Source organism: Hymenobacter daeguensis, from assembly GCF_054780555.1.
Genome location: NZ_BAAGWC010000029.1, coordinates 21,588 through 46,273, shown reverse-complemented (window position 1 = coordinate 46,273; position 24,686 = coordinate 21,588). Strand labels below are relative to the sequence as shown.

22 protein-coding genes are annotated in these 24,686 nt (G+C 64.7%); 13 read left to right on the top strand and 9 right to left on the bottom strand.

Annotated features, from left to right (window positions below):
• Window positions 1-165: 165 nt before the first annotated feature.
• Window positions 166-1,008, bottom strand: coding sequence for an OmpA/MotB family protein (locus ACYVHT_RS20310; RefSeq protein ID WP_460556448.1), 843 nt, complete (start codon window positions 1,006-1,008; stop codon window positions 166-168).
• A gap of 144 nt (window positions 1,009-1,152) precedes the next feature.
• Between ACYVHT_RS20310 and ACYVHT_RS20305 the strand changes: the two genes are divergently transcribed.
• From ACYVHT_RS20305 to ACYVHT_RS20280, 6 genes are all read left to right on the top strand, one after another.
• Window positions 1,153-2,961, top strand: coding sequence for a S8/S53 family peptidase (locus tag ACYVHT_RS20305; protein ID WP_460556445.1), 1,809 nt, complete (start codon window positions 1,153-1,155; stop codon window positions 2,959-2,961).
• A gap of 26 nt (window positions 2,962-2,987) precedes the next feature.
• Window positions 2,988-3,704, top strand: a complete 717-nt coding sequence (locus ACYVHT_RS20300; protein ID WP_460556442.1) for a hypothetical protein — start codon at window positions 2,988-2,990, stop codon at window positions 3,702-3,704.
• A gap of 156 nt (window positions 3,705-3,860) precedes the next feature.
• Window positions 3,861-4,481, top strand: a complete 621-nt coding sequence (locus ACYVHT_RS20295) for a hypothetical protein (RefSeq protein WP_460556439.1) — start codon at window positions 3,861-3,863, stop codon at window positions 4,479-4,481.
• A gap of 51 nt (window positions 4,482-4,532) precedes the next feature.
• The gene (locus ACYVHT_RS20290; protein ID WP_460556436.1) at window positions 4,533-5,141 is read left to right on the top strand and encodes a DUF4920 domain-containing protein; all 609 of its coding nucleotides are present in this window, start codon (window positions 4,533-4,535) and stop codon (window positions 5,139-5,141) included.
• Between the two features lie 143 nt (window positions 5,142-5,284).
• The gene (gene ligA / locus ACYVHT_RS20285) at window positions 5,285-7,402 is read left to right on the top strand and encodes an NAD-dependent DNA ligase LigA (RefSeq protein ID WP_460556433.1); all 2,118 of its coding nucleotides are present in this window, start codon (window positions 5,285-5,287) and stop codon (window positions 7,400-7,402) included.
• Window positions 7,403-7,530: 128 nt separating this feature from the next.
• Window positions 7,531-8,055, top strand: a complete 525-nt coding sequence (locus ACYVHT_RS20280; RefSeq protein ID WP_460556430.1) for a hypothetical protein — start codon at window positions 7,531-7,533, stop codon at window positions 8,053-8,055.
• A gap of 75 nt (window positions 8,056-8,130) precedes the next feature.
• Here the strand turns inward: ACYVHT_RS20280 and ACYVHT_RS20275 are convergent, their stop codons facing one another.
• Together ACYVHT_RS20275 and ACYVHT_RS20270 are read right to left on the bottom strand one after the other, a co-directional pair.
• Entirely contained in the window at window positions 8,131-8,469 is a 339-nt protein-coding gene (locus ACYVHT_RS20275; protein ID WP_460556427.1) for a hypothetical protein, read from the bottom strand.
• A 12-nt stretch (window positions 8,470-8,481) separates the two neighbouring features.
• The gene (locus tag ACYVHT_RS20270; protein WP_460556424.1) at window positions 8,482-9,411 is read right to left on the bottom strand and encodes a polysaccharide deacetylase family protein; all 930 of its coding nucleotides are present in this window, start codon (window positions 9,409-9,411) and stop codon (window positions 8,482-8,484) included.
• A 129-nt stretch (window positions 9,412-9,540) separates the two neighbouring features.
• Here ACYVHT_RS20270 and dapA point away from each other — a divergent pair, with 129 nt between their 5' ends.
• On the top strand, window positions 9,541-10,425 hold the full coding sequence (gene dapA, locus ACYVHT_RS20265) for a 4-hydroxy-tetrahydrodipicolinate synthase (RefSeq protein ID WP_460556421.1): 885 nt from the start codon (window positions 9,541-9,543) through the stop codon (window positions 10,423-10,425).
• A gap of 75 nt (window positions 10,426-10,500) precedes the next feature.
• Here the strand turns inward: dapA and ACYVHT_RS20260 are convergent, their stop codons facing one another.
• Window positions 10,501-11,244, bottom strand: a complete 744-nt coding sequence (locus ACYVHT_RS20260) for a (Fe-S)-binding protein (RefSeq protein WP_460556418.1) — start codon at window positions 11,242-11,244, stop codon at window positions 10,501-10,503.
• 12 nt (window positions 11,245-11,256) lie between these two features.
• Window positions 11,257-12,108 carry a hydroxymethylglutaryl-CoA lyase gene (locus ACYVHT_RS20255; RefSeq protein WP_460556414.1) on the bottom strand — a complete coding sequence of 284 codons (852 nt, stop codon included), beginning with the start codon at window positions 12,106-12,108 and terminating at the stop codon, window positions 11,257-11,259.
• A 201-nt stretch (window positions 12,109-12,309) separates the two neighbouring features.
• On the opposite strand from ACYVHT_RS20255, the gene ACYVHT_RS20250 reads away from it, so the two are divergent.
• The 4 genes from ACYVHT_RS20250 (at window position 12,310) to ACYVHT_RS20235 (ending at window position 15,101) form a co-directional block, all read left to right on the top strand.
• Entirely contained in the window at window positions 12,310-13,620 is a 1,311-nt protein-coding gene (locus ACYVHT_RS20250; RefSeq protein ID WP_460556477.1) for a peptidoglycan DD-metalloendopeptidase family protein, read from the top strand.
• Between the two features lie 163 nt (window positions 13,621-13,783).
• Window positions 13,784-14,032: a hypothetical protein gene (locus ACYVHT_RS20245; protein WP_460556411.1), complete on the top strand. Its 249-nt coding sequence runs from the start codon at window positions 13,784-13,786 to the stop codon at window positions 14,030-14,032.
• Window positions 14,025-14,363, top strand: coding sequence for a hypothetical protein (locus ACYVHT_RS20240; protein WP_460556408.1), 339 nt, complete (start codon window positions 14,025-14,027; stop codon window positions 14,361-14,363). The genes ACYVHT_RS20245 and ACYVHT_RS20240 overlap by 8 nt, the downstream gene beginning before the upstream one ends.
• Window positions 14,364-14,447: 84 nt before the next feature.
• The gene (locus ACYVHT_RS20235) at window positions 14,448-15,101 is read left to right on the top strand and encodes a cytochrome c oxidase subunit 3 (RefSeq protein WP_460556405.1); all 654 of its coding nucleotides are present in this window, start codon (window positions 14,448-14,450) and stop codon (window positions 15,099-15,101) included.
• Between the two features lie 48 nt (window positions 15,102-15,149).
• Here the strand turns inward: ACYVHT_RS20235 and ACYVHT_RS20230 are convergent, their stop codons facing one another.
• On the bottom strand, window positions 15,150-17,405 hold the full coding sequence (locus ACYVHT_RS20230) for a gliding motility-associated C-terminal domain-containing protein (protein WP_460556402.1): 2,256 nt from the start codon (window positions 17,403-17,405) through the stop codon (window positions 15,150-15,152).
• A 211-nt stretch (window positions 17,406-17,616) separates the two neighbouring features.
• Here ACYVHT_RS20230 and ACYVHT_RS20225 point away from each other — a divergent pair, with 211 nt between their 5' ends.
• Window positions 17,617-19,680 (top strand): M1 family aminopeptidase, encoded by a 2,064-nt coding sequence (locus tag ACYVHT_RS20225; RefSeq protein WP_460556399.1) that lies wholly within the window; start codon window positions 17,617-17,619, stop codon window positions 19,678-19,680.
• Between the two features lie 77 nt (window positions 19,681-19,757).
• On the opposite strand, the gene ACYVHT_RS20220 is transcribed toward ACYVHT_RS20225, so the two are convergent.
• From ACYVHT_RS20220 to ACYVHT_RS20210, 3 genes are all read right to left on the bottom strand, one after another.
• Window positions 19,758-20,393 carry a hypothetical protein gene (locus tag ACYVHT_RS20220; protein ID WP_460556396.1) on the bottom strand — a complete coding sequence of 212 codons (636 nt, stop codon included), beginning with the start codon at window positions 20,391-20,393 and terminating at the stop codon, window positions 19,758-19,760.
• A 172-nt stretch (window positions 20,394-20,565) separates the two neighbouring features.
• A complete protein-coding gene (locus ACYVHT_RS20215) occupies window positions 20,566-21,006 on the bottom strand; it encodes a DUF2147 domain-containing protein (RefSeq protein ID WP_460556393.1) in 441 nt (146 codons plus the stop codon).
• Window positions 21,007-21,611: 605 nt separating this feature from the next.
• Window positions 21,612-22,472: a C40 family peptidase gene (locus ACYVHT_RS20210; RefSeq protein WP_460556390.1), complete on the bottom strand. Its 861-nt coding sequence runs from the start codon at window positions 22,470-22,472 to the stop codon at window positions 21,612-21,614.
• A 145-nt stretch (window positions 22,473-22,617) separates the two neighbouring features.
• Between ACYVHT_RS20210 and ACYVHT_RS20205 the strand changes: the two genes are divergently transcribed.
• Entirely contained in the window at window positions 22,618-24,444 is a 1,827-nt protein-coding gene (locus ACYVHT_RS20205; RefSeq protein ID WP_460556387.1) for a M61 family metallopeptidase, read from the top strand.
• Window positions 24,445-24,686: the final 242 nt, after the last annotated feature.

Here is a 24,686-nt window from a genome sequence, read left to right as displayed (position 1 = left end):
TTGGCAAATCTCCTGTCAGCCTGAGCGCAGCGAAGGACTTGCTCACCCTGGAATGGCTTGTGCCGACGTGAGCAGGCCCTTCGCTGCGCTCAGGCTGACAAACAAAAAACCGGCCCCACCCGCGCAAGCAGGTGGGGCCGGTTTGTGAATTCGAAAACCAATCGATTAATTCTGGCCCAGAATCGAGAACAGCTCATCGAGCTTGGGCGTGAGGATGATGTCGGTGCGGCGGTTCAGGGCCTTGTTGGCGGGCGTGTCGTTGGCCACGAGGGGCATGTACTCGGCCCGGCCGGAGGGCGTCACCTGGGCGGGGTCCATGCCGGCGGTGGTGAGCAGGCGGGTGATTTCGGTGGCGCGCATCACGCTCAGGTCCCAGTTGTCGCGGGCCCCGCTGGCGGTCTGGCCCTTGATGGGCACGTTGTCGGTGTGGCCTTCCACCAGCACGTTCACGTCCTTGTTGTCCTTGAGGGCGGCGGCCAGCTTGCGCAGGGCATCCTGGCCTTTGGGGTCCACCTTGGTCGAGCCCGACTTAAACAGCAGCTGCTCCGAGAGCGACACGTACACCTTGCCGTTTTTCACGCTCACCTGCAAATCCTGGGCGTTGAAGCCCAGCAGGGCATCCGATACGCGCTGGCGCAGGGCCTTGGTGGCGGCATCCTTCTGGGCCAGGGCATTCTGCAGGTCGGCAATGCGGGCGTTTTTGCTTTGCAGGTCGGCATCCTTGTTGCGCAGGTCCGCGTCTTTGTTTCGGAGGTCCGTTTCGGCATCGCCCAGGTTCTGATTCAGCTGGTTCACCTGCTGGTTCTTATTGAGCAGCGAGTTGCGCAGGTCTTCTTCGTTGCGGGCTTTGGCGGCGGCCAGGGCGCTTTTTTCAAGGGCCAGCTGGTCGCGCGATTTGGTGAGCTCGGCGTTTTGCTGCTGCAACGCGGCTATCTCTTTCTGATTGCAGCCCGGCAGGGCCAGCAGCGCGGCGCCAACCAGCAGGGTGGGGAGGGAGCGAAAGTTCATGCGGGGGAAAGTGAGGGAAAGAAGTGAAACAGGTCTTCGAACAGACCACTCATTAGAACGGGGCCCGTTGGCAGGGGTTACCTTTGAGCCAATTCTATGCATCTCCTTCAGTTCGTTTCTGCCATTTGGAATTGCCGGGTGCCCATGGGGCGGGCCGCTGGCCTGGCCCTGCTGCTGGGGGCGGCCGGTCCGGCGGCCGGGCAGGGGCCTGGCCCCGAGCAGCCGGCCCGCCAATGCCCTGCCCGCTACTGGGTCACGCTGCGCGACAAAAGCGGCGTGCGCTTCGACCCGGCCCGCTATTTCGCGCCCGCCGCCCGGGCCCGCCGCGTCCGCCAGCACCTCCCGCCCTTCGAGGCCACCGACCTGCCCGTGCGGGCCGACTACGTAGCCGCCATCGCGGCCCGGGTCGATACCGTGACGCTGGTCAGCCGCTGGTTCAATGCCGTGGCCTGCCGGGCCACGCCGGCTCAGGCCGCCGCCCTGAGCCGGCTGCCTGGGGTGCGGAGCGTGGAAGCCTGGCCGCAGCGGGAAGCGCAGGTGGCTGGGGTCGTCAGAAAACCAGTCCGCCACCCGCTTTCCGACTCGCCCAAGCCCATCAAGGCCAACGACTACCTGCTGGCCCGCCGCCAGACCGCCGCCCTCGACGGTGCGGCCATCCGCGCTGCCGGCCTCGACGGCAAGGACCTGCGCATTGCCGTATTTGATGTCGGATTTCGGGGCTTGAAGGACCATCCGGCCTTCCGCGAGCTGGTGGCCGACAAGCGCATCATTGCCACGCACGACTTTCTGCGCAACCGCGACGACGTGTTTCTGGGCGGCGGCCACGGCACCGAGGTGATGGGCTGCCTGGCCGGCCGCCTGCCCCTGAGCCCCACCGCCGTGCCCGGCCTGGCGCTGGGCCTGGCCCCCGGGGCCGAGTACCTGCTGGCCCGCACCGAGCAGCTGCACCGCGAGCGCTACGCCGAGGAAGAAGCCTGGCTGGCGGCCGTGGAATGGGCCGACCGCCTGGGGGCCGACATCATCAATTCCTCGCTGGCCTACACCGAGCAGCGCTACTTTCCCGAGCAGATGGACGGCCGCCGCAGCCTCATTGCCCGGGCTGCCAACCTGGCGGCCCGCAAAGGCGTGCTGGTGGTGAGCGCCGCCGGCAACGACGGCGACGACGACTGGGTCCGCATCGGCACGCCGGCCGATGCCGACTCCGTGCTGGCCATTGGCGGCCTCGACCCCGAAACCGGGCTGCACGTCGATTTCAGCTCCTTCGGGCCCACCGCCGACCGCCGGCCCAAGCCCAACCTGGCGGCGTTTGGCATTGTGCTCACCACCACGCCGGGCGGCGACTACGAGCGGCTGGAAGGCACTTCGTTTGCCTCGCCGCTGGTGGCCGGCTTTGCGGCCTGCCTGTGGCAGCAGCACCGCAAGCTCACGGCCATGCAGCTGTTTCGGGAGCTGGAAAAGTCGGCCGAGCTGTATCCGTATTTCGACTATGCGCACGGCTACGGCCGGCCGCGCTTCGCGCATTTTCAGCCTGCCAAGCCGGAAGCCGCCGCCGTGCCCACCTTCGACTTTGTGCCGCACGACACCCTGGTGGCCGTCATCATCCGGCCCGAGGCCGCCGTGCGGCCCGCCGAAACCCTGCCGCTGCTGGCCGACCAAAGCGACGCCACGCTGCCGTTTGCCCTGCCCGCGCCCGAGGCCAAAACGCCTGCCGACAACGTGCCCCGCGTGGGCCACGAGCAGCCCGCCGGCAGCCCGCCGCTGGCCCCGCTGCCCGAGCCCAACTACCCCGCCTACCTCTACTGGAACCTGGCCGACCGGCGCGGCGTGCTGCGCCGCTACGAAACCCGCGCCGTGACCCAGCGGCTGGTGGTGCAGGTTCCGCGCCGGCTGTTCAGGGGGGGCGATGTATTGAAGGTTCACTTCAAAGGCTACACGGCCACTTATTCAGAATGAGCACGCTAGCCATCCAAAATCAAAAAATGAAAATCCGCAGCGGGGCCGTGCTTGTGGCGTTGCTGCTGGCTGCCGCTGCGCCGGCTGCCCGGGCCCAGCAGGTGCTGGTGCAGGGCAACGTGGCCGAGGACACGGTGAAGAATTCCTTCGGGCCCAACCGGCACTACTTCGGGCATCTGTACCTGGGCTACGGGCTGCTGGCCGGCCCGGCGGAGGCGGGGGCCGAAATCCGTTCCGGCCCGCGCTCGGCCGAGCTGCGGGGCGGCGGCCGGCTGAAAATTCGTTTCACCCAGGCGCTGGCGGCAACGGTGGACCTGGGCTACGGCTACCTGCGCTACGACCTGGTGCAGGGCACGCAGAAGCTGGTGCCGAACCCCAGCCTGCACGGCCGCGAAACGTTGGGCCTGCACCGGCTTTACTCCGAAGCGGGCCTGCGCCTGAACGTGGGCCGCCGGGGCAACGCCGTGGGCAGCTACCTCGACCTGCTGGCCAGCGGCGGCTGGGTGGCCGGTACTTCCCACACCACCGAAGACGACCCCGCGCCCGGCATCAACTCCGTCGAAACCACCGAGTACGGCCTGCCTTATCTGCGGCGCTGGACCACCGGCGTGGGCGTGCGCCTGGGGTTCGACCGCTATGCCCTTACCGCCCGCTACCGCACCAGCGCTGCCTACGCCAGCGGCTACACGGCCTGGCCCGAGCTGCCGCGCTGGCTGCTGGGCGTAGAAATAGGCTTATTCTGAGGATGATAGATGGCTAAGGCAAACCAATTTTCAGGGCTTTGCCGTAAAAAACATTCCGGGCCCACAGCCGCTCAAATAATCGGAGAATTGCCATAGCCCCATTTTCCCACCTTACCTTCGTGCGTTCGCAGCCCGCCGCGTCGCCTTACATAGTTCATGAAAACGTCTTTTTCTGCCCTTTCCGGCCTAGCTGTCATTGCTTTAGGCCTCAGCCTGGAGCTTACTTCCTGCGTCAGCACCGAGCGCGAAGTCAGCACTTCGTCCACCGACCCGCGTGCTACCTATACGCCCCCGCCCGCCGGCAGCCGCGTGCGGGTGAATGGCAAAACGGTGCTCAACACCGTGAGCGCCACGCACACCTTTTCGAACCCCACCACGCAGGATAATTTCATTTTGCAGCTGCGCGGCCCGCGCATTCTCACGGCCCAGGCCCACCTCATCGTTACCAACAGCAAGGGCGACACGCTGCGCCACGAGGTGCTGCCCGCCCGCGCCCTGCTCAGCCACACCGACATCACCGACGCGCAGTCGGCCAGCGTGCGCGACCAGGAAATTGCCATCCTCCAGGGCATGAACAACTTCTTTGCCGACAATCATTTCACCAACCCCGCCATCCCGGCCGGCAGCGAGCAGCCCGCCGAGGTAGATGCCAAAACTTGGGCCGCCCTGCGCGAAGACCCCAGCGCCGTCGGCTTCGAGTACACCGGGGCCGGCGGCGCCGAGCGCCGCATTGCCTACGCCCGCAAGCTGGGCAAGGCCGTGGACATGGCGCAATAGCGCTTTGACGAGCCATCTCAACTTAATCACTGGTTCATTTTACCTTTTCTCATGAAATTTCTGATTTCTTTCGCCGTGGTGCTAGTGCTCATTCTGGTGTATTTCCGCTTGTTCCCCTCGGCGCCCATCAACCCGGTTTTGCCGGTGCCGCAGGGCCAGGAAGAGGTGAACGGCCACAATGCCGAAGTGCCCAAAGGCGCAACCCAGGACGAGGAAGCAGGCGAGGGCGACGAGCCGCACGGCAGCACCAGCATTGCCCCGGCCACGCCCGGCCAGACCTACGGCGCGGCCATCAGCCCGGCCGGTGCCCTGCCCATGACGGCCCTGGCCACGGCGCTCGGCACCCGCGATTCGGCCCAGGTGAAGCTGGTGGGCAAGGCCTCGGCCGTGTGCCAGGCCAAAGGCTGCTGGATGACCCTGCCCACCGCCGATGGCAAGGAAATGCGCGTCCGCTTTCGCGACTACGCGTTTTTCGTGCCCAAAGACCTCAGCGGCCACGAGGTGGTGGTGAGCGGCTGGGCCTACCGCAGCACCGTGCCGAAAGGCGAGCTGCAGCACTATGCCAAAGATGCCGGCAAAACCGACCAGGAAATTGCCGCCATCACCCAGGACGAGCAGCAGCTCACTTTTCTGGCCGATGGCGTGCGGGTCATAAACTAAGGTTAGCCGCTGACTGTGAAATTGCTGGAAAGGCCGCCCCAACGGGCGGCCTTTTTCGTTTGGGCGCGCATTATAAAACCTTGCCGTAGCTTGCGGCCCGCGTCTGTTCGAACTGTTTTCAGCCCCGGCCGGGGCCATTCCCAATGCCTGATACGCCCGCCCTCCAGCACCGCATCGAAGCCCTTACCGAGCGGCTCCACCACCTCAACCACCAGTATTACCAGCTCGATATCTCGGAAGTTTCCGACCAGGAATTCGACCAGCTGCTGGCCGAGCTGCAGCAGCTCGAAGCCGAACACCCCGACCTGGCCCTGCCCAACTCGCCCACCCGCCGCGTGGGCGGCACCATCACCAAGCAGTTTCCCACGGCGGCGCACCGCTTCCCCATGCTCAGCCTGGGCAACACCTACTCCGAAGACGACCTGCGCGAGTTCGACGAGCGGGTGCAGAAGGGCCTGGAAGGCGCGCCCTACAGCTACGTCTGCGAGCTGAAAATCGACGGCGTGGCCATGAGCCTGCGCTACGAGCACGGCCAGCTCACGCAGGGCGTGACGCGCGGCGACGGCACCCGCGGCGACGTGGTGACGGCCAACGTGCGGACCATTAAAACCCTGCCGCTGGCCCTGCGCCCCGGCCCCGACCGCCCCGACGATTTCGAAGTACGTGGCGAAGTATTCATGCCCTTGCCGGTGTTTGACGAGTTGAATGCCGAGCGCGAGCAAAACGGCGAAGCCCTGCTGGCCAACCCGCGCAACGCCGCCAGCGGCACGCTCAAGCTCCAGAACTCGGCGCAGGTGGCGGCCCGCAAGCTGCGTTTCTACGCCTACTCGCTGCTCACGCCGGGCCGGCATTTTCCCAGCCACAGCGCTGCCCTGGAGGCCCTGAGCCGCTACGGCCTGCCCGTTTCGGATACCTGGCGGCGGGCTTCGAACATCGGGGAAGTGCTGGCGTTTGTGCACCATTGGGCCAAAAAGCGCTTCGACCTGCCCGTGGCTACCGATGGCATCGTCATCAAGGTAGATGACCTGCGCCAGCAGGACCAGCTGGGCTACACCGCCAAAAGCCCGCGCTGGGCCATTGCCTACAAGTACCCCGCCGAAGCCGCCCGCACCCGCCTCAACGACGTGCTCTACAACGTGGGCCGCACCGGGGCCGTGACGCCCGTGGCCGTGCTCACGCCCGTGCCGCTGGCCGGCACCGTGGTGAAGCGCGCCACCCTGCACAACGCCAACCAGATAGAGCTGCTCGACCTGCGCCTCGGCGACACGGTGTACGTGGAGAAAGGCGGCGAAATCATCCCCAAAATCACGGGCGTGGACCTGTCGGTGCGGCCCGCCGATGCGGTGCCCATTCAGTACCCCACCGCGTGCCCGGCCTGCGGCACGCCGCTGGTGCGGCCCGAGGGCGAAGCCCATTTCCGCTGCCCCAACGAGCGCGGCTGCCCGCCCCAGCTCAAGGCCCGGCTCGAGCATTACGTGAGCCGCAAGGCGCTGAATATCGACGGGCTGGGGGCCGAAACGGTGGGCCGCTTCTTCGAGCTGGGCCTGGTGAAAACGCCGGCCGACATCTACGACCTGCCCGCCCGCCGCCCCGAGTTGGTGACGCTGGAACGCCTGGGCGAAAAGAGCATCGACAACCTCATTGCCGGCATTGAGGCCAGCAGGCAGGTGCCGTTTCCGCGCGTGCTGTTCGGGCTGGGCATCCGCTACGTGGGCGAAACCGTGGCCCAGAAGCTGGCCGCCCACTACCGCAGCATCGACGCCATCATGGCGGCCTCGGCCGAGGAAATGGCGGCCGTGCCCGAAGTGGGCGGCGTGATTGCCGTGGCCGCCGCGCACTGGTTTCAGCAGCCCGAAAACCGCGGGTTGGTGGAGCGCCTGCGCACCGCCGGCGTGCAGCTGGCCGTGACCGGCGAGGCCCCGGTGCCGGCTTCCGACCGCCTGGCCGGCCTCACGTTTGTCATCTCGGGCGTGTTCGAAAACCACAGCCGCGACGAGCTGCAGCAGCTTATTATCTCGAACGGCGGCAAAATCACGGGCTCTATCAGCAAGAAGCTGAGTTACCTGGTGGCCGGCGACAACATGGGCCCGGCCAAGCGCGAAAAGGCGCTCGGCTTCAAAGTGCCCATCATCTCGGAAGCCGACCTGATGGCGCTGCTGCCCGCCGCTGCGGCCGCCAGCGAAGCGCCTGACGCAGGTGACGCCGCCCTGCCAGCCACGCCGCCCGGGGCGGGGCCGGGGCAGCAGGGCTCGCTTTTTTAGGCGTAGCTGCCCTGGGCCGGAGCGTTGTAGCCCTCAACTGGAATATTCAGTGTTTGGAATGGAAATATCGTCGGCAAGCTTTTGGGTATCAAGAGAATTAGCGACCTTTGAAGTCCATTTTCCCATCCATGCGCGCTCAAGCCCTTTTTGCTTTCTTATTTATGCAGGCGGCCGGTGCCCCGGCACTGCGGGCGCAGTGCGTGGCGCTGGACGACCTGCTGGCCATCGGGGCCGAGCCCACGGCCCTGACCACACCCAAAGCAGTTACCGACCATCTCCCGTTTGAATGGGCCTACGTAGCGCCTACGGCCACCGCCAAAGATGCTGCCTGGACGTTTACCCCGCCCCTGGGCGAGCAGAAGCCCATTGCCCGGCTGCAAGTGCGGGCCCAGCGCCCCGGGCAGGATGTGGTGCTGAAAACCACCCAGGCCAACTGCGTCCGCGACCTGCGCAGCGAGCTCAAAAGCCGCAAGCTTGCTTCTCAACCCGTCACCTGTCCCAGCTGCGAAGCAGTGCGGTACCAGGGGCCCAATTTTGAAGCGACGATTTACAGCCAGATGAAAGGCGACTTTCCGTTTGTCATAGTCGTTCATCAGGTTCCGGCCGGAATGCCACCCGCCGCCAGCGGCGCGGGCACCGTGAAAATGCCGTAATCAGTGCCGGAACGGCAAAAAAAAAGTCCCCGCTGCCGCAGCGGGGACTTTTTTTGGCCTATGCCACGGCCTGGCTCAGCGGAAAACCCAACCCGCAACCGCCAGCAGCAGCGCAAGCGACCAGCTAATGGCCAAACCCTTCAGCACCGCATGGCGCCCGAAATGACGAAAGGCACCCACCGACACCCGCACCCCGGTAAGCACCGTGGCGATGGGCAGAAACAGCAGCGTCGTGAGCATCAGCGGCTGAAGCACGAAGTAGGTGTTGTGCAGCTGGATATCCAGCTGCGGTTTCCGGAGGTAGTCGTAGCCCAGCAACCGGCTCAGCAACAGCCACGAAAAAGCCCAGCTGCCGAGCAGCCAGGCGATTTCGATGAGGACAGTACGGCTGGCGGAAACGGGTTGTAGAGCCATTGCCGAAACGACCTAGAACGACTGTACGATGTTGTTGCGCAGCGTCTTGGGCGACCAGTAGCCGCTGGCGATGATGCGGCGGATGGTGAACAGCGGGTCCTGCTGGTCGCGCTTTTCGGCCAGGGAGAAGGCCGCCACGAAGCCGCGCTTCTTCAGCTCGGGGAAGGCTTGGGTGTTCCAGAGGCCGAAGGGATAAGCGAAGTAGTTGATTTTCTTGCCCGTGATTTCCTCCAGCGTTTTGGTGGGCTTGTCGATTTGGGTTTCCCAGTCCTTGCCCTGATACTTTTTCACGTTGTGGTGGTCCCAGGTGTGCGAGCCGATGACGTTGCCTTCGTCAGACAGCTGCTTCACCATGGCCTTGGTCATGTAGTGGGGCCGGCCCAGGCTCACGGTCATCACAAAATACATGGCCTTGTAGCCGTACTGGTCCAGCGTGGGCCGGGCAATGGTGAACTGGTCGAGGTCGGTGTCATCGAACGTGAGCATGATGGGCTTGCTCGGCAGCTTGGCGCCGGTGGTCATGTAGGCGTAGAGCTGGTCGGGCGAGATGGTGTGGTAGCCCGAGTCGGCCAGCATCTTAATCTGGGCCTTGAAGGCCGCGATGGGAACGATGTAGTCCTTAGCGCCTTTGGAGTCGCGGGCCGTCCAGTCCCGAATCTGGTGGTAGCAGAGAATGGGCACCTGCGGCCGGGCCAGAATGGCGGCCGCGTCGCCGGCCTTGCCGGCCGGAATGCTGGTGGGGTCAGGGGCCGGCGTGGCGTTGGCCTCGTCGGTCGACGTGGCGCGGGTGCCGGAGGTTTCGGCGGCGGCCGCGTCGGTGGCGGTATCGGCTTTTTCGACGGTGGCGCTGCTGGTGGCAGCCTCGCCGGTGGTGGCGGTTTTGGAGTCGCAGGCGGCCAGCGACAGGGCCGCCAGCAGGAGGGAAGCAGAGGTGAATTTCATGAAACGCGCGAAGCCCTGCTTCGCAACCGGAAAAAATGTGGTGAAGGGACGCTGCCAGGGCAATGGCCAATAAAAGCGGGGCCATCTGCTACTTTTGCAGCCCACAAAACTAACGCCCAAACTCCCGGCATGAATACTTCTGGCTCCCGTCTTCCCGCTTTTCATGGCACTGGCGTGGCCCTGGTCACCCCATTCACCCCGGATAAGGCGGTGGACTACGCCGGCTGGCGGCACCTGCTCGATTTCTGCATCGACGGCGGCGTGGAATACCTCGTGGTGAATGGCACCACCGGCGAGTCGCCCACCACCACGGCCGCCGAAAAAACCGAGCTGCTGCGCGTGGCCAAAGAGCACGTAGCCGGCCGCCTGCCGCTGGTGTACGGCATCGGCTCCAACGACACGGCCACCGCCGTGGAGCTGCTGCGCACCACCGATTTGAAGGGCATTGCCGCCGTGCTCTCGGCCAGCCCGGCCTACAACAAGCCCAGCCAGGCCGGCCTGGTGGCGCACTACCAGCACCTGGCCGATGCCAGCCCGGTGCCGCTGCTGCTCTACAACGTGCCCGGCCGCACGGCCTCCAACATCACCGCCGAAACCACGCTGCGCCTGGCCCAGCACCCCAACATCATCGGCATCAAGGAAGCCAGCGGCCTCATGGAGCAGTGCCTCGCCATCGCGGCCCGCAAGCCCAAGGACTTCCTGCTGCTGTCGGGCGATGACATGCTCACGCCCGCCCTCATCGCCTGCGGCGGCGAAGGCGTCATCTCGGTGCTGGCCAATGCCTTCCCCAGGCGCTTCTCCGACATGACCCGCGCCGCGCTGGCCGGCGACTTTGCCGCCGCCCGCGACGGCCTGTTCCGCTTCCTGACCCTCAACCCGCTCATGTATGAAGAAAGCAACCCCGTGGGCGTGAAAGCCGCCCTCGAAGGCCTGGGCGTGTGCGGGGCCGCCGTGCGCCTCCCGCTGCTCGAAGCCACCGAAGGCCTGAAGGACCGGATTCGGAAGGCGCTGTAAATTAATGATTAGTGGTTAATGATTAATTGGGGCATCTGCCATTAATCATTAACCACTAATCATTAATCCCTAAAATCACCAGCCGCTGGCCAGCGCATCGGCCACGTGCAGGCACTTGAGCGGCAGCTTTTCCTTCTTGATGTACGCTTCCAGGTGCATCAGGCAGCTCACGTCGGTGCTGATGATGTAGTCGACCCCGGTATCGAGGGCGTGCTCCACCTTCTGCTGGGCCATGGCCACCGAAATGGCTTCAAACTTCACGGCGAAGGTGCCGCCAAAGCCGCAGCAGGTCGTGTTTTCGGCCATTTCGATGCGCTCCAGCCCGGCCACGCTGTCCAGCAGCAGGCGCGGGCCGGGGCCGATGCCGCATTCCCGCAGGGCCGAGCAGGAGTCGTGGTAGGTGTATTTGCCCGTCAGCCTGGCCCCCGGAATGGCCGTGACGCCCATTACGCCCACCAGAAATTCGGTCAGCTCATGGGTACGGGTCTGCACCGCACGGCAGGCACTTTGCTGGCCGGTTTCGGCAAATAGCTCGGTGTAGCTATTGCGCACCATGCCCACGCAGGAAGCCGAGGGGCTCACGATGTAGCGCTCGGCATCGGTGGGCGGCGCGGCGAAATCCTGGAGGAATTTATCGGCCACGGCGCGGGCCTGCGGGTGGTAGCCGGCATTGTAGGCGGGCTGGCCGCAGCAGGTCTGGTTGGGGTTGTAGTTCACGTTCACGCCCACGCGCTCCAGCACCTTCACCATATTCAGGGCCGTGGCGGGGTAGAGCTGGTCAACGAAGCAGGGAATGAAAATATCGACGGTGGTGGGCATCAGCTCGGCATATTAATGAAAGGCAAAGATGCCACCGGCGGCAGCGCGGGCCTGCGCCAGGGCATCCAAATCCAACCCCGAAGGCTGGCCAACTTCGCTCAGAAAGTCAATCAGGTTCTCCGTGGCCATGTTCCCCGTCAGCTCATCGGCGGCCATGGGGCAGCCGCCGAAGCCGCCGATGGCCCCATCGAAACGGCGGCAGCCGGCCTCGTAGGCGGCGGCCACCTTCTCGCGCCAGGTGCCGGGCGTGGTGTGCAGGTGCGCGCCGAACTCAATGCCGGGATAGGCCGGAATCAGGGTTGAGAACAAGGGCGCGATGGTGGCCGCCGAAGACGTGCCCACCGTGTCGGACAGGGCCACGATGCGCACGCCCAGCGCGGCCAGCTGCCGGGTAAAGTCGGCCACGATTTCCGGGCTCCAGGCATCGCCGTAGGGGTTGCCGAAGCCCATGGAGAGGTAGGCAACCAGCGTTTTGCCGGTGCGCTCGCACAGATTGTGCATGGCGGCCACGTCGGCCAGGGCCTCGGCGGTGGTTTGGTTGGTGTTGCGCCGCTGGAAGGTTTCCGACACCGAAAGCGGGAAGCCCAGGTAGCTGATTTCGGGATGTTGGGCGGCGGTTTCGGCCCCGCGCTGGTTGGCCACAATGGCCAGGAGCTTGGTTTTCGTCGCATTCAAATCCAGGCCGGCCAGCACCTCGGCCGTGTCGCGCAGCTGCGGAATGGCTTTGGGCGACACGAACGAGCCGAAATCCAGCGTGTCAAATCCCACTTTCAGCAGGGCGTTGAGGTAGGCGGTTTTGGTGGCGGTGGGAATAAAATCGTGCAGGCCCTGCATGGCGTCGCGGGGGCATTCGATGAGCTTCATGGGGAGAGGGGACGGGGGTGGGAATGGCGGCGCAAAGGTAGCAGCCGGGGCGCAGCGCCGGCTTTGGGAGGAACAGTGCGGCGTGCTAATGCCGAACTACGTCGGCCCGGCTGGTGTTCGGAAGGCATGCTTTTTAAGTCGGATTTTACCTTTCCACGGCCCTTTGCCCGGCCGCTTTTCGCATGCCTGTGGCCCTTGCTGGTGGGTCTGCTGCTGGCCGTCAGCGGCTGCAGCAAGCAGCAGACCCTGCAGGCGCTGTTTCAGAAATCGACTCCGCACCAGGCCTACGCCCGCCAGCTCGCCCAGGCCGGACTGGACCGCCGCCCGGCCGGCCGCGCCTGGCTCGCGGCAGCCGACGAGGCCCTGCGCGATTCGCTGGTGGTCGGCCTGCCTTTTGCCGAAACCGGCTATTTCCGCCCCGAGCGGCCCTCGGCCGCCAGCTACCGCTACGCCGTGCGGGCCGGTGAGGTGGTACACGTCAGCCTGACGCTGGCGCCCGGGGCCAATGCCCGGGTTTTCCTCGATGCGTTTGAAGCCGTGCCCGGCCGGATGCCCGCGCCGCTGGCCAATGCCGATACGCTGGTGCTGGATTTCCGCTACCGCGTCGAAAACGACGGCCAGCACCTGCTGCGCGTGCAGCCCGAGCTGCTGGCCGCTGGCCGCTACACCCTGCGCGTGGCCCGCGAGCCCAGCCTGAGCGTGTTCCCGGTGCTGGGCCGCACCGATGCCGCCGCCGGCAGCTTCTGGGGGGCCGACCGCGACGGCGGCGCCCGGCGGCACGAGGGCATCGATATTTTTGCCCCACGGGGCACGCCGGCCATTGCCGCCACGGCGGGCACCGTCACGCGCACCGGCGAAACGCCGCTGGGGGGCCGCGTGGTGTGGCTGGCCGATGCCGAACACGGCGAGCACCTCTACTATGCCCACCTCGATAAGCAGCTGGTAACGCCCGGGCAGCGCGTGCGCCCCGGCGACACGCTGGGCCTGGTGGGCAACACCGGCAATGCCCGCACCACGGTGCCGCACCTGCACTTCGGCATCTACCGCAGCGGGCGCGGGGCCGTGGACCCGTTTCCGTATGTGCAGCGGGCGGCGGCGGTGCCCGCGCCGCTCCACGGCCCGGACCGGCGCGGCGAGTTTGTGCGCCTGAAAGTAGCGGCGGCGTTGCGGCCTTCGCTGGCGATTGGAAAAATTTCTGGCCAGCCCAAGGCAAGTCTGTTGTCCGGTCAGCTGCCGCTGCTGGTGCTGGGGCAGCAGGGCACCAGCCTGCGCGTGCAAACGCCCGATGGGCGCACCGGCTACGTTTCCGCGCATGCGGTGGTGGGCGCCAGCGGCCATCCATTGCGAAAGCTGGTGCTGCCCGCTGCTACCGAGCTGCTGGCGCAGCCGGCGGCCACGGCTCCGGCCGGCGAAGCCCTGGCGGCCCGCACCACCGTTGCCGTGCTGGGGCAGGCCAGGGGGTTCAGCCTGTTGCGCGGGCCGCAGGGACAAACCGGCTGGGCGGCTATTTGAACAGGTCGAAGCGGGTGAGGTAAATTGGAATCCGGGCCGGCGCAGGTCGTAACCTGAGCTTTTTGCTTGCGTTAGCAGGGCAGGGCCTTACTTTGCGGCCTGCCGGAGCGTTGGCTCTCCGCGTGCCCGGCTTCTGCTTCCAACCCCAAACACCCGCACAATCATGGCTGATACTTCCTCTGCTAACTGGGCCGACATGGCCGCCTCCCTGCTCGGCAAGCTCTCGGGCGGCGTCGAGCTCAGCTGCGCCTTCGACCAGATAGAGCTGCAAATGCCTAACCCCCAAAACCCCAACGGCCCCGCTACCACCTGGAAGCTGAACGGCTCGCTCCGCATCCGCACCCGTGGCGAGCAGCCCGCCGCGCCGGCTCCGGCCCAACTCCCCGCCAGCCGCCCCGAAGCCGGTGCCTAGCGCGCTCGAAATCGACGCGCAGCTGGTCATCAGCTGGAACGGCCACCCCTTGCAGCTGGCGGCGGCCGGCACCTACCTCATCCTGAACATCCCCAGCCAGCAGGTGCTCGACGAGCTTACGGCCGGCCCGCCCAAGGCTCCCGGTGCGCCCAAAAAGCCCAAAGCCGAAGGCCCCGACCCGCTGCAGCAAATCAACGACCTGATGCGCCGCCTGGGCTGGGTGCTCGACCTGCGCGTGGGCGGCAAAACCTACGTGACGTTTGGGGTGCAGCGCACGCCCAAAATCACGCTCAATGCCGTGCTGGGCAAGATTGGGTCGTTTTTCAAGTAGGGAAACTTTCGGGCGAAATTCGCGGCCGGTGCAACTAATTCCGGCAGGCTTAGTTTGGTAGGTACACGCACAGAGTGCTGCCTCATGAACTCCGAATTTGAACGCAGAAAGCAGGTCGGCAACCGCCGGGGCTCGTCGCCCATGAGGCGCTTCGAGCGCCTGCCGCCGTTTATGCTGGCCGGGTACCTGGCAATAGTCGCCATCGCCGTCATGTTTGTGATGCTGGTGGTGGCTTACGTGTTTACCCGGCTGCACAGCGGCGTGCCCACCGGCCTGCATCCGTTGCCGCGCTACTTCTCGCTCAGCACCATTGTGCTGCTGCTGAGCAGCTACACCCTGGCCCAGGCGCCCCGGCTCTATGCCGCCGACGACCTCGGCAGCCTCGCCCGCTGCCTCCTGGCCACGCTGCTGCTGGGCTGCGTGTTTGCCGGCCTGCAAATGCTGGGCTGGCACGAGCTCACCCGCAACGGGGTCACGTTTCAGGGCGATACCAGCAGCAGCAGCGGCCAGTTCATCTACCTGATATCGGCCCTGCACGTGGCGCACCTGCTGGGCGGCATGCTGTTTCTGCTGGCGCTGCTGCTGCGCGTCGGCCATGCCGACCGCGACGCCGTGCGTTCACTGGTGTTTATTCGCAACCCCTACCACCGCCGCCAGCTCCAGCTGCTCGGCACGTACTGGCACTTCATCGATGTGCTGTGGGTGGCCCTGTTCGCCGTGTTTCTGTTTCTGTATTAAGCAGCTTCGCCCGTTATCCTGAACTCAGGGCAGGAGGCCGGGCGCTTTTTACGGCTTCACTTCCAGCCAGCCCTTGAACTGACGGCCGTCGGTGTACGTGACCAGGTAATAATAAATGCTGCCGGTGCCCTGGCCCGGCCAGCTGAATTCCCGGTTGCTGGCCTCGTACACCAATTGTCCCCAGCGGCTGTAAATCCGGATGTTGGCAAACTGCTCGTCGCAGAAATTCAGGGGCAGCTCGGGCAAGTGAAACTCGTCGTTCACATTATCGCCGTTGGGCGTGATGATGTTGTAGAGCCTGAGCTCCGGCGAATTGGGCCGAATGACCTCAAAGCGCACCGTCTGGCGCTGGGGCAGGGGCCGGCAGGTGGCATCCACCAGCTGGAAGGTCACATCCAGCGGGCGGTGCAGGTTCACAGCCGCGCAGCTCGCGTCCCAGCGGAAGGTGCCCGTGGCGGTGCCCGTGCCATTCTGGGCCGTGAAGCGCATGCCGGCATCGGCCAGGGCAAAGCTCTCGCTGGCGGCCGTCATCGTCAGGCCGTCGCGGTCGGCATCAGTGCCCGTGAAACCGACCGTGTAGGTGTCGCCCAACGACAGCCGCACCACGGGTAGCTCGCCCGGGGCCGTGGGCAGCGGAAAGGCCGGCGCGGCCACCAGCACGGGCGCTCTGTTGGCGTAGCGCACAATGATGGGCACCGTGGTGGTGACGGCCTGCCGCTCGCTGCACGGCGAAGTGGCCGCCGTGAACTGAAAATTGTAAAGCGAATCGGTGCCCACGGCCCGGCAGTCGATGCGCCAGGAAAAGCGGCCGCGCTGCTGCGTGCCGCTGCTGCCTTGGGTAAGGGTAGCGCCCAGGCCTGTAGGGCTGAAATTCTGCCCCGTCATCTCCAGCTGAATCGGGTCATTATCGGGGTCGGTACCGGCAATGTCGAAGGCCACCACATCGCCCACGCGCACCACCAGGGGCAGGCGCGGCCCGGCCGTAGTGATGAGCGAAGGCGGCGAGTTGGGCGGTGGCACCGAGGTGAAGGCCACGCGCACCGTGTCGCGCTTGGGCAGGCTGCAGCCATCGTCGCCCACCACCACATCCAGCAGAAACACCCGGCCCCGCGTGTTGATGCACTCCGGAAAGCACAGCGTGGCCGTGAGGGTATCGGGCACGCCGGGGCCGCGCACCGAGCCGCTGGTGGCGGTGGTGAAGCTCGGCAGCAGGCCCGAGAAATTTACCGGGCTCAGCGAGAGCGTGAGGCGGGAATTGGGGTCGGGGTCGGTGAAGCGCAGGCGCACGCAGTGGTTGCCGCCGGGCACCAGGTGCAGGGTGTCGCGGCCGGGGCGATAGGTTGCCCGGCCGGTGGGCGCGGGCAGCAGCACCATGCTGGGCTTGGTGTTGACGGGGCAGTTCAGCACCATGAGCTGAAAGTCGCGGCGCGCCTCGCCAATTTTTTCGCCCCGCCGGTACTCCGAACAGCTTACCCCAAACACAAACAGCCCCAGGTTGCTGGGGCGCACCGTGAGGCGGCCCGTGGCCCGGTTAATCTGGAGGGTGGGAGCGCCCGGAATCTGGTTCAGCGTGCTCAGGCCTGCATTCCAGATGATGGGCGAATATGGCGCCGGCGCGGCCGTGGCAGGCTTGGGCTGCGTGGCAATGGCGTGGCCGTTGAGCGGCGTCACCAGGTCGTACACCAGCGAGTCGCCGTCGGCATCCTGCCCACCGAAGTCGTAGTAAAACAGCTCGTTGCGGCAGGCATAGTCGGCCAGCGGCGGAAAGATGCGGGGGGTGGAATCGTAGAACGGCTGGCCCCGGCGCACCACCGCCGGAAACTCCAGGTAGAAGGTCTGGGCCGCGTCGCCGGGGGCCACAATGTTGCTGATGGAGTTGTTGCGACAGCAGCGCTCCACGGCCACGTAGTAGCCTTGCGAGCTGGTGAAAGTGTTGGCCGGCAGCGAAATAACCTTGCTGTATACCAGCTTGCGGGTGCTGAGCGTGGGCTTGGCGCAGGCCGGATTGGTGTAGTTGACGAAAGTGTTGCTGGTGAGCGGCAGCAGCACGTTCATCATCCGGTTATTATTGGCCTTGTCGAAGATAGACGCCGTCAGGTCGGCATCGAGGGCGCTCGGACTGCCATTGTAGGCATCAAAGTACAGGTTGAGAATCAGCGTGTACAATTCGCCGGTGCCGTGCACCAGCTCCATCTCGCCGCCCACAATGTGCGTGGCCCGGGCCGGGCCGGCCAGCAGCAAGCCGCACAACAACAACAGGATAGCTACCCGAGAGGAGCAGTGCAGCCAAAAGCGGGTGAGCATGGGGTAGCGGAAAAAGCGCATTAAATCCTTAATAAGCCGAAATATACGCTTCCGCCTCCCAATGCCCTGTCCGGCCGCCACCGGCCCGGAACAGACCGGCCCCGGCAGCCTGCCCTGGCACCTTTTGGCTTGCTGCCCGTATCTTCGAACCGGGCCGAAGCTGTTTGCTAACCGCTACCCTAACCAATAAGTTGCCATTATCCGTTTTCCTATGCGATTCCTTTCCAAAGCCCTGATTATGGCGGGCTTACTTGCCGGCTCCGGCAGCTTGCGCGCCCAGCCGGCCGCCACCGGCTCCGTGAGCGCCACGGCCCTCGACGCCGGCCCGATATGCGCGGCAGCCCACATCAAAACCGCCGCGCGCACGGCCACCACGTCCATTGCGCACCGGGCGAAGATGAACCGCTACGACGTGAAGTATTATAAGCTGGACTTGGCGATGGAAAACACTTCGCTGAACGTAGCCGGCTCGGTCTGGATGCGGGTGCGGGTGGGCAGCCAGGCGCTCGACTCGCTGGCCTTTGAGCTGTACCAGGCTCCGGCCAACTCGCCCGCCGGCACGGCCACGCTGCTCATCGACTCGGTGGTGGTGAATGGCCGGCGCTCGCCGGGCATTCGGCGCGTGGGGCAGGATGCCACCGCAGCCCTGGCCCAGCCCGCCGCTGCCAACTCGCTCACCGATGCCCGCATCTACTACCACGGCACGGCCCCGAGCGGCAACTCGGCCGCCATCGGCAACGGCCTGAGCAACCGCAGCCAGGCCCAGATTGGCTTCAACACCACCATCCCGTACAACATCACCTGGAGCTTGTCGGAGCCGTTTTCGGCGCACGAGTGGTTTCCGTGCAAGCAGGTGCTCACGGATAAAGCCGACTCCAGCGACGTGTGGGTGACCACTACCTTGCCCAACAAAGTGGGCTCCAACGGTGTGCTGGCCCGCACCGTGACGCTGCCCAACAACAAGGTGCGCTACGAGTGGAAGTCGCGCCATCCCATTGACTATTACCTGATTTCGGTGGCTGTTGCGCCCTACGTGGAGTACGTGAACTACGCGCACCCCACGGGCGGCCCCACCATTCCCATCGTCAATTACCTCTACACGCCGGCGGCCCAGAGCTACTACCAGACCGAGATTGACCGCACGCCGGGCTTCATCGAGAACTATTCGAACCTGTTTGGCCTCTACCCCTTCGCCAACGAAAAGTACGGCCATAGCATGGCCCCGCTGGGCCTGGGCGGCGGCATGGAGCACCAAACCATGACCACGCAGGACGGCTTTTTCTTTAATCTCACCGCCCACGAGCTGTTCCACCAGTGGTTTGGCGACAACGTGACCTGCGCCTCCTGGGAAGACATCTGGCTCAACGAAGGCATGGCTTCCTATGGCGAATACCTTTCCTACCAGGCCTTTGGCGCGCCCGGCGATGCCCGCTCCTGGATGGATACGGCCCACAACTCGGCCCAAACCTCGTCGGGCAGCGTGTACGTGCCCGATACCACCAACGTCAGCCGTATTTTCAACAGCCCGCTGACCTACAAAAAGGGCGCGGCCGTCGTGCACATGCTGCGCTACCTGCTGAACGACGACACCAAATTCTTCCGCGCCCTGCGCACCTACCAGAGCACCTACCGGGGTTCCACGGCCCGCACGGCCAACCTGCAGACCATTTTCGAGGCTGAGGCGGGCCGGCCGCTCGGGTACTTCTTCCAGCAGTGGTTTCGGGGGCAGGGCTACCCTACGTTCGTCGGCCGCTGGAACCAGATTGGCAGCAGCGTGGTGCTGCGGATTAATGAAACGGCTTCGGTGCCCACCGTCACACCGTTTTTCGACACCGATGTGGACTACCGTCTCACTTTCACCAACGGCAGCACCCAAACCGTGCGCCTGCACCAGACCCAGCCTACCCAAACGTTCCAGTTTGCCGCTACCGGCACCGTGGCCAGCATCGCCGTCGACCCCGACCAGTGGGTGCTCGACCTGCCCACCAGCGCCCCCGTGCGCGACAATACCCTGGTGCTGGCCGTGCGTGCGGCGGGCCCCGCGCCGCTGCTCACGCTCTACCCCAATCCCTGCCGCGACCAGCTGCAGCTGAACGGGTTGCCGGCTGGCCGCCTCACCGCCGAAGTGCTGGATGCCACCGGCCGCCTCGTGCTGCGCCAGCCCATGCAGGCCCCGCAGCTCGACACGCGCGCCCTCACGCCGGGCCTGTACTACCTGCGCCTGCTGGGGGCCGATGCGGAGCTGCTGGGCCGGGGCCAGTTTGTGCGCGAGTAAGGCTGACAACCCACGTAATGACGAAAAAGGCCGCTTCCAGCACTGGAAGCGGCCTTTTTCGTTGGCGCAGGCGTCAGCTAAAACCGGTCCTGATACTCACTTATCAATGCCTGGGTGGCGGGCGTGGGCGACGGCGCGTGCAGGAGCTGTTTCAGCAGCTCATCGAACGTGGCGGCCGGGGTGAAGCCGGGCTGGAGCACGGCGTTGCTGGCAATGCGAATGAACATCGGCTGTCCGTTCACGGCCACCAAATCGATGGTAACCAGGCCGAAGCGCTGGTTGCAGTCGCCGGTTTTGGGGCAGTCGGTGGGATTGGGCTTGAAAAGCTGCTTGAGCACGGTTTCGGCCAGCTGCTGCTTGCGCCGGGTGCAGCGGTCGGCGCAGGCGCGGTGATAGCCAAAGGTGAGCAGGCGCTCGCCGAGGTGCTCGTAGAAGTGGCGAAAGTTGCCGGGCCCGATGCTGGAATCGTAAAAAAACAGCGCGCCCTGCCGGCCGGGCTCCTGCAGCAGCTGCACTTTCAGGCCCCGGCTGCCGGCGGCCCCGCCCTTGCGCAGGTGGTAGGCTTTAAAGTAGGGTTCCAGCCAGTTCAAAAACACCTGCTGCTCAACCCAGCGGGCGTGCCGCTTTGCCTGCGCCGACGACAGCGTCACGGCGTGCCACGCAGCCGCGTGGGCCGCTTTGGGGCGAAACAGTTTTTGAAGAAAATCGAACAAGGCGTGGGAATTTAATGAAGCCGAAACACGGGCTGCGGCAAATAGTTTCTGGAAGCAGGGCCAGGCGGCAAGGCTTTTTGCCCGGCCTGCCGCCGCCGATACCGATACCGTGCCATAAAAAAGGCCGGCCCCTGGTGAGGGGCCGGCCCAATAGCCCGGCGGCGTGCGACGGCTACTTTACCCGCGTCCAGGTCTGCGATTTGCCGATGAGCGAAAAGCCGATGTAGCCCTTCACTTCCATGGTGTTGGCGCTTTCCATTTTCATGTAGCAGGAGTAGGTCTTGCCGCTTTCGGGGTCGTAGATTTTGCCGTCGTCCCACTTGTTGTCGTCGTCGTATTTGAAGCCCTGCATGAACACCAGGCCCAGTCGCGGGCGGCTGCGGAGCTTGGGGTCGGGGTTTTGCGAGTCGGTTTTGGGCTTGCCGGTGGCGGGGTCGTTGGGCACGGTCAGGGTCACGATTTTACCGCACAGCTTGTCGCCACACTTATAGATTTCAAACGTGGCTTTTTTCTCCGAGTTGGTCCAAATCCCGAGTGGGGACATGGTCTGGGCCGAGGCCAGGCCAGCAGCGCCCAACACGAGGGCAAACAGGAGGAGCAAGGTTTTTTTCATTTCTGAAGAGTGCGTGAAGGTGGGTTTGAGGGGGAAAAGTAAGCGAAATTTCTCAGAGCTGGCAAGCAGCGCTGCTTCGGGTGGGGTATGGCAAGTTTGCAGCCAGATTTGCGGCAAACGGCTGGCCGGACAAAACCGCTGAAAATTGCTAAAAATAATGGGCCTGACTATCAGTGCGAAATCCGTATTAATGCCCGATTATCCCAAAAAAATGCCGCTGCGCTTTGAACCTTAGCCCCCGCTATTAACTTTACCGCACAGTAGTGAGTGCTACGACCCCGCTCAAGCAGCCCTAAGGTGCTGGGCCGCGCGAACGGGGCAATGTCGAACGTAAAGAAAGGAGGTACAAAATGTCTAGTAGTCCCAAACAAATCCTGCCAAGCCTGTCGAATGTCGTACGCTTCACCGCAGTGCGCGCCTAACAACAGCTTCGTGGGGTAGCTCCTAAGGCTGCCCACATTCGGCCAGGTCTTATCTTTGAAGACGCCGGAACTGTACCCCAGTTTCGCCGCTTGGTAAGATTTGAAGGATTAGATGCCCGGTTTGCCCAGTCGCCCTTCAGTGGGACGGCAAAGGCAGGCCGGGCATCGCTGCGTTGTAGGGGGTCAGCTTTTGCGTTTGGGCGGGCTGGCGGCGTGCTTTTTGGTCGGCACTTTACGCGTCGCCGGCAGCGAGGCTTTCTTTTTCAGGGTGTTGGTTTTTACAGGGGCTTTCTTATGCGTTGCAGCCGGGCGGGCCGCGGGCTTCGGCAGCTTTTTCGGAGCCAGCCTGCGCGGCAGCGGAGCAACCGGCAGGGCGGCTTTTTCGATGGCCACTGCCCGGGCCTGAATGGGCGCTACGCGGGGCGTGCTGGCCGGCGCCGGATACTTTGGCCGGGCCGTGGCCACAATGCCGGTGCCCGGCCCCAGCACCCGGCGCACCTGCATGAAGCGCCGCTCGTAGTCAGAATCCTCCACCTGGCTCACTTTCACAAACGGCTCACGGCGCGACGACGAGGCGTGTACGAAGCGCAGCGGCACCTCGCCCCGGTGCGAGATGACGATGCCGGCGTGGCCGGGGGTGGTGCTGGTTTTGGCCGTGCCGGTGAATACCACGATGTCGCCGGGCTGGGCTTCATTCCGGGCCACGGGCCGGCCCACGTCGATGAGCAGCGCGGTGGAGTGGGGGACCGGCACCCCAAAATGAGCAAAGGTGTACATGATGAACCCCGAGCAGTCGAAGCCGGTGAGCGGCGAGGTGCCCGCGTACACGTAGGGCGTGCCCTGCTGGGCCAGCCCGAAGGCCACAATGCTGTCGGCCCGGCCCGTGCGAGCGGCGGTGGCGGAGCGCAGCGAAGCCGGGCGGGCCACTGGTACGGTTCGGCCAGTGGCCGGTGGAGCCGGAGCTTTGGGCTGCCGGCTCAACCGGGGCAGCACCGCCACCATTGCCACCAGCAGCCCCGCAAAAATCATCCAGATAAAACGCATAAGAAAATCGGAAATGAGGCGCAGCCGTGCCGGGTAAGCGCCGCGCTAGCTCCTAACGACAGGGCCACCCGCTAGGTTGGAGGCAACCCGTGGGGTTTACTTTGTGCCTTTGCTCCCATCTTATTCCGTTCTCATCATTTTCCGAATGCATAGAAAGACAAACGCATTGCTTTGCAGCGCGGCCCTGGCAGGGCTGCTGATTTCCGCCTCCGGCCCGGCCCGGGCCATGCGTCCGGCGGCCACCGTGCCTACGCTGCGCTACACGCTCTCGATGCCCGCGCCGCAGTCGCACTACTTCGAAGTGAAGATGGAGCTGGGCGGCTTCACGGCCGACTACACCGATGTGAAGATGCCCGTGTGGGCGCCGGGCTCGTACCTGGTGCGCGAGTTCTCCAAAAACGTGGAAGGCTTCCAGGCGCGTACCAGCGGCGGGCAGGCCCTGGCGGTGGAGAAAATCAGCAAGAACACCTGGCGGGTGAAGCACCCCAAGCAGGCCAGCTTTCAGGTGAGCTACCGGGTGTATGCGTTTGAGCTGAGCGTGCGGACTTCGTTCATCGATGCCGACCACGGCTACCTGAATGGCAGCAGCGTGTTTATGTATCCGGCCGATAACAAGATGCTGGGCAGCACCGTGGTGGTGCAGCCCGCCGCCGGCTGGGAAAAGGTGAGCACCTCGCTCAAGCCCGGCTCCGGCAAGTTTACCTACCAGGCCGCGAGCTACGACGAGCTGGCCGACTCGCCGATGGAAATCGGGAACCAGAAAATTCTGGAATTCACCGCCAACGGCACCCCGCACCAGGTGGCCATGTACGGCACCTACCAGGCCGACGACGCCAGGCTGGTGGCCGACATGAAGCGCGTGGTGGAGGAAGCCCACCGCGTGGTGGGCCAGAACCCGCTCGACCGCTACGTGTTCATCGTGCACAACCTGGAGCGCGGCGGCGGCGGCCTCGAGCATCTGTTTTCAACCACCCTGGAAGTGAGCCGCACCGCCTACGGCACCGACGCCGGCTACAAATCCTTCATGGGCCTGGTGGCGCACGAATACTTCCACCTCTGGAACGTGAAGCGCATCCGGCCGATGGCGCTGGGGCCGTTCAACTACGACCAGGAGAACTACACGCACATGCTGTGGGTGAGCGAGGGCATGACGGAGTATTACTCCAAGCAAATCGACCAGCGCGCCGGCATCATTAGCCGGGAGGAGTACCTGGGCAAGCTGGGCAATGCCATTGGCGAGGTGGAAAACACGCCCGGCAACCGCATTCAGTCGGCCGCCGAGTCCAGCTTTGATGCCTGGATTAAGTATTACCGGCCCAACGAGAATGCCATCAACACGCAAATCAGCTACTACTCGAAGGGCGACCTGATTGGCACCTGGCTCGATTTGAACATTGCCCAGGCCACGCAGGGCGCCAAGCACCTCGACGACGTGTTCCGCCTGCTCTACGATACCTATTACAAGAAAGCCGGGCGCGGCTTCACCGACCAGGAATACCAGGATGCCGTGGCCACCGTGGCCGGCCGCCGCTTCGACGACTTCTTCCAGAACAGCGTGTACGGCACCAAGCCCATCGACTTCGCCACCGCGCTGGGCTATGCCGGCCTGAGCCTCACCAACACCCCTGCCAGCACCGAGGGCACGCTGGGCGCCAACTTCTCGAACCGCACCGGCAAGCTGCTGGTGGCGAGCGTGCTGCGCGACGGCGCGGCCTGGAACACCGGCCTGAGCGCCAACGACGAGGTGCTGTTCATCAACGGGGCCGCGCCCAGCGAGGAAACGGTGAAAGCACTGGTGGGCGGCCCGGCGGGCAGCGAAGTGACGCTGCAGGTGCGCCGCGACGGCCTCACCCGCGACATTAAATTGAAAATGCTGCCCAACCCCGACCGCAAGTTCACCATTCAGCCGGTGGCTAGCCCCACGGCGGCCCAGCAAAAGGTGCTGGCCAAGTGGCTGGGAAAGGGCATGTAGCAGAAAGCAACGCTCACTTGTAAAACGCTCCCGGCCAAGCCGGGAGCGTTTTTTTTTACGCCATACTTTGAATGAGTGCCGCTTTTTGACACCAGATGGGGTGAGAGCTTGGAAGCCTGAAAATTTGTGCTTAGTAATAACAAGCAAATATAATTTTGGATTTATTCGGTAAGACAAAGTCAGGCCGCTATATTTATCGCGCATTAATAACCCACCCTTACCAACCCCATTTTGTTATGAAG

Excerpts from the sequence above, each read along its gene's own strand:
- ACYVHT_RS20280 (WP_460556430.1), top strand. The coding sequence starts at position 7,531 with ATGCGCGCTCAAGCCCTTTTTGCTTTCTTATTTATGCAGGCGGCCGGT.
- ACYVHT_RS20260 (WP_460556418.1), bottom strand. The coding sequence starts at position 11,244 with ATGCCCACCACCGTCGATATTTTCATTCCCTGCTTCGTTGACCAGCTC.
- ACYVHT_RS20230 (WP_460556402.1), bottom strand. The coding sequence starts at position 17,405 with ATGCTCACCCGCTTTTGGCTGCACTGCTCCTCTCGGGTAGCTATCCTG.
- dapA (WP_460556421.1), top strand. The coding sequence starts at position 9,541 with ATGAATACTTCTGGCTCCCGTCTTCCCGCTTTTCATGGCACTGGCGTG.
- ACYVHT_RS20255 (WP_460556414.1), bottom strand. The coding sequence starts at position 12,108 with ATGAAGCTCATCGAATGCCCCCGCGACGCCATGCAGGGCCTGCACGAT.
- ACYVHT_RS20225 (WP_460556399.1), top strand. The coding sequence starts at position 17,617 with ATGCGATTCCTTTCCAAAGCCCTGATTATGGCGGGCTTACTTGCCGGC.
- ACYVHT_RS20310 (WP_460556448.1), bottom strand. The coding sequence starts at position 1,008 with ATGAACTTTCGCTCCCTCCCCACCCTGCTGGTTGGCGCCGCGCTGCTG.
- ligA (WP_460556433.1), top strand. The coding sequence starts at position 5,285 with ATGCCTGATACGCCCGCCCTCCAGCACCGCATCGAAGCCCTTACCGAG.
- ACYVHT_RS20215 (WP_460556393.1), bottom strand. The coding sequence starts at position 21,006 with ATGAAAAAAACCTTGCTCCTCCTGTTTGCCCTCGTGTTGGGCGCTGCT.
- ACYVHT_RS20270 (WP_460556424.1), bottom strand. The coding sequence starts at position 9,411 with ATGAAATTCACCTCTGCTTCCCTCCTGCTGGCGGCCCTGTCGCTGGCC.
- ACYVHT_RS20300 (WP_460556442.1), top strand. The coding sequence starts at position 2,988 with ATGAAAATCCGCAGCGGGGCCGTGCTTGTGGCGTTGCTGCTGGCTGCC.
- ACYVHT_RS20295 (WP_460556439.1), top strand. The coding sequence starts at position 3,861 with ATGAAAACGTCTTTTTCTGCCCTTTCCGGCCTAGCTGTCATTGCTTTA.
- ACYVHT_RS20235 (WP_460556405.1), top strand. The coding sequence starts at position 14,448 with ATGAACTCCGAATTTGAACGCAGAAAGCAGGTCGGCAACCGCCGGGGC.
- ACYVHT_RS20205 (WP_460556387.1), top strand. The coding sequence starts at position 22,618 with ATGCATAGAAAGACAAACGCATTGCTTTGCAGCGCGGCCCTGGCAGGG.
- ACYVHT_RS20305 (WP_460556445.1), top strand. The coding sequence starts at position 1,153 with ATGGGGCGGGCCGCTGGCCTGGCCCTGCTGCTGGGGGCGGCCGGTCCG.
- ACYVHT_RS20245 (WP_460556411.1), top strand. The coding sequence starts at position 13,784 with ATGGCTGATACTTCCTCTGCTAACTGGGCCGACATGGCCGCCTCCCTG.
- ACYVHT_RS20210 (WP_460556390.1), bottom strand. The coding sequence starts at position 22,472 with ATGCGTTTTATCTGGATGATTTTTGCGGGGCTGCTGGTGGCAATGGTG.
- ACYVHT_RS20290 (WP_460556436.1), top strand. The coding sequence starts at position 4,533 with ATGAAATTTCTGATTTCTTTCGCCGTGGTGCTAGTGCTCATTCTGGTG.
- ACYVHT_RS20275 (WP_460556427.1), bottom strand. The coding sequence starts at position 8,469 with ATGGCTCTACAACCCGTTTCCGCCAGCCGTACTGTCCTCATCGAAATC.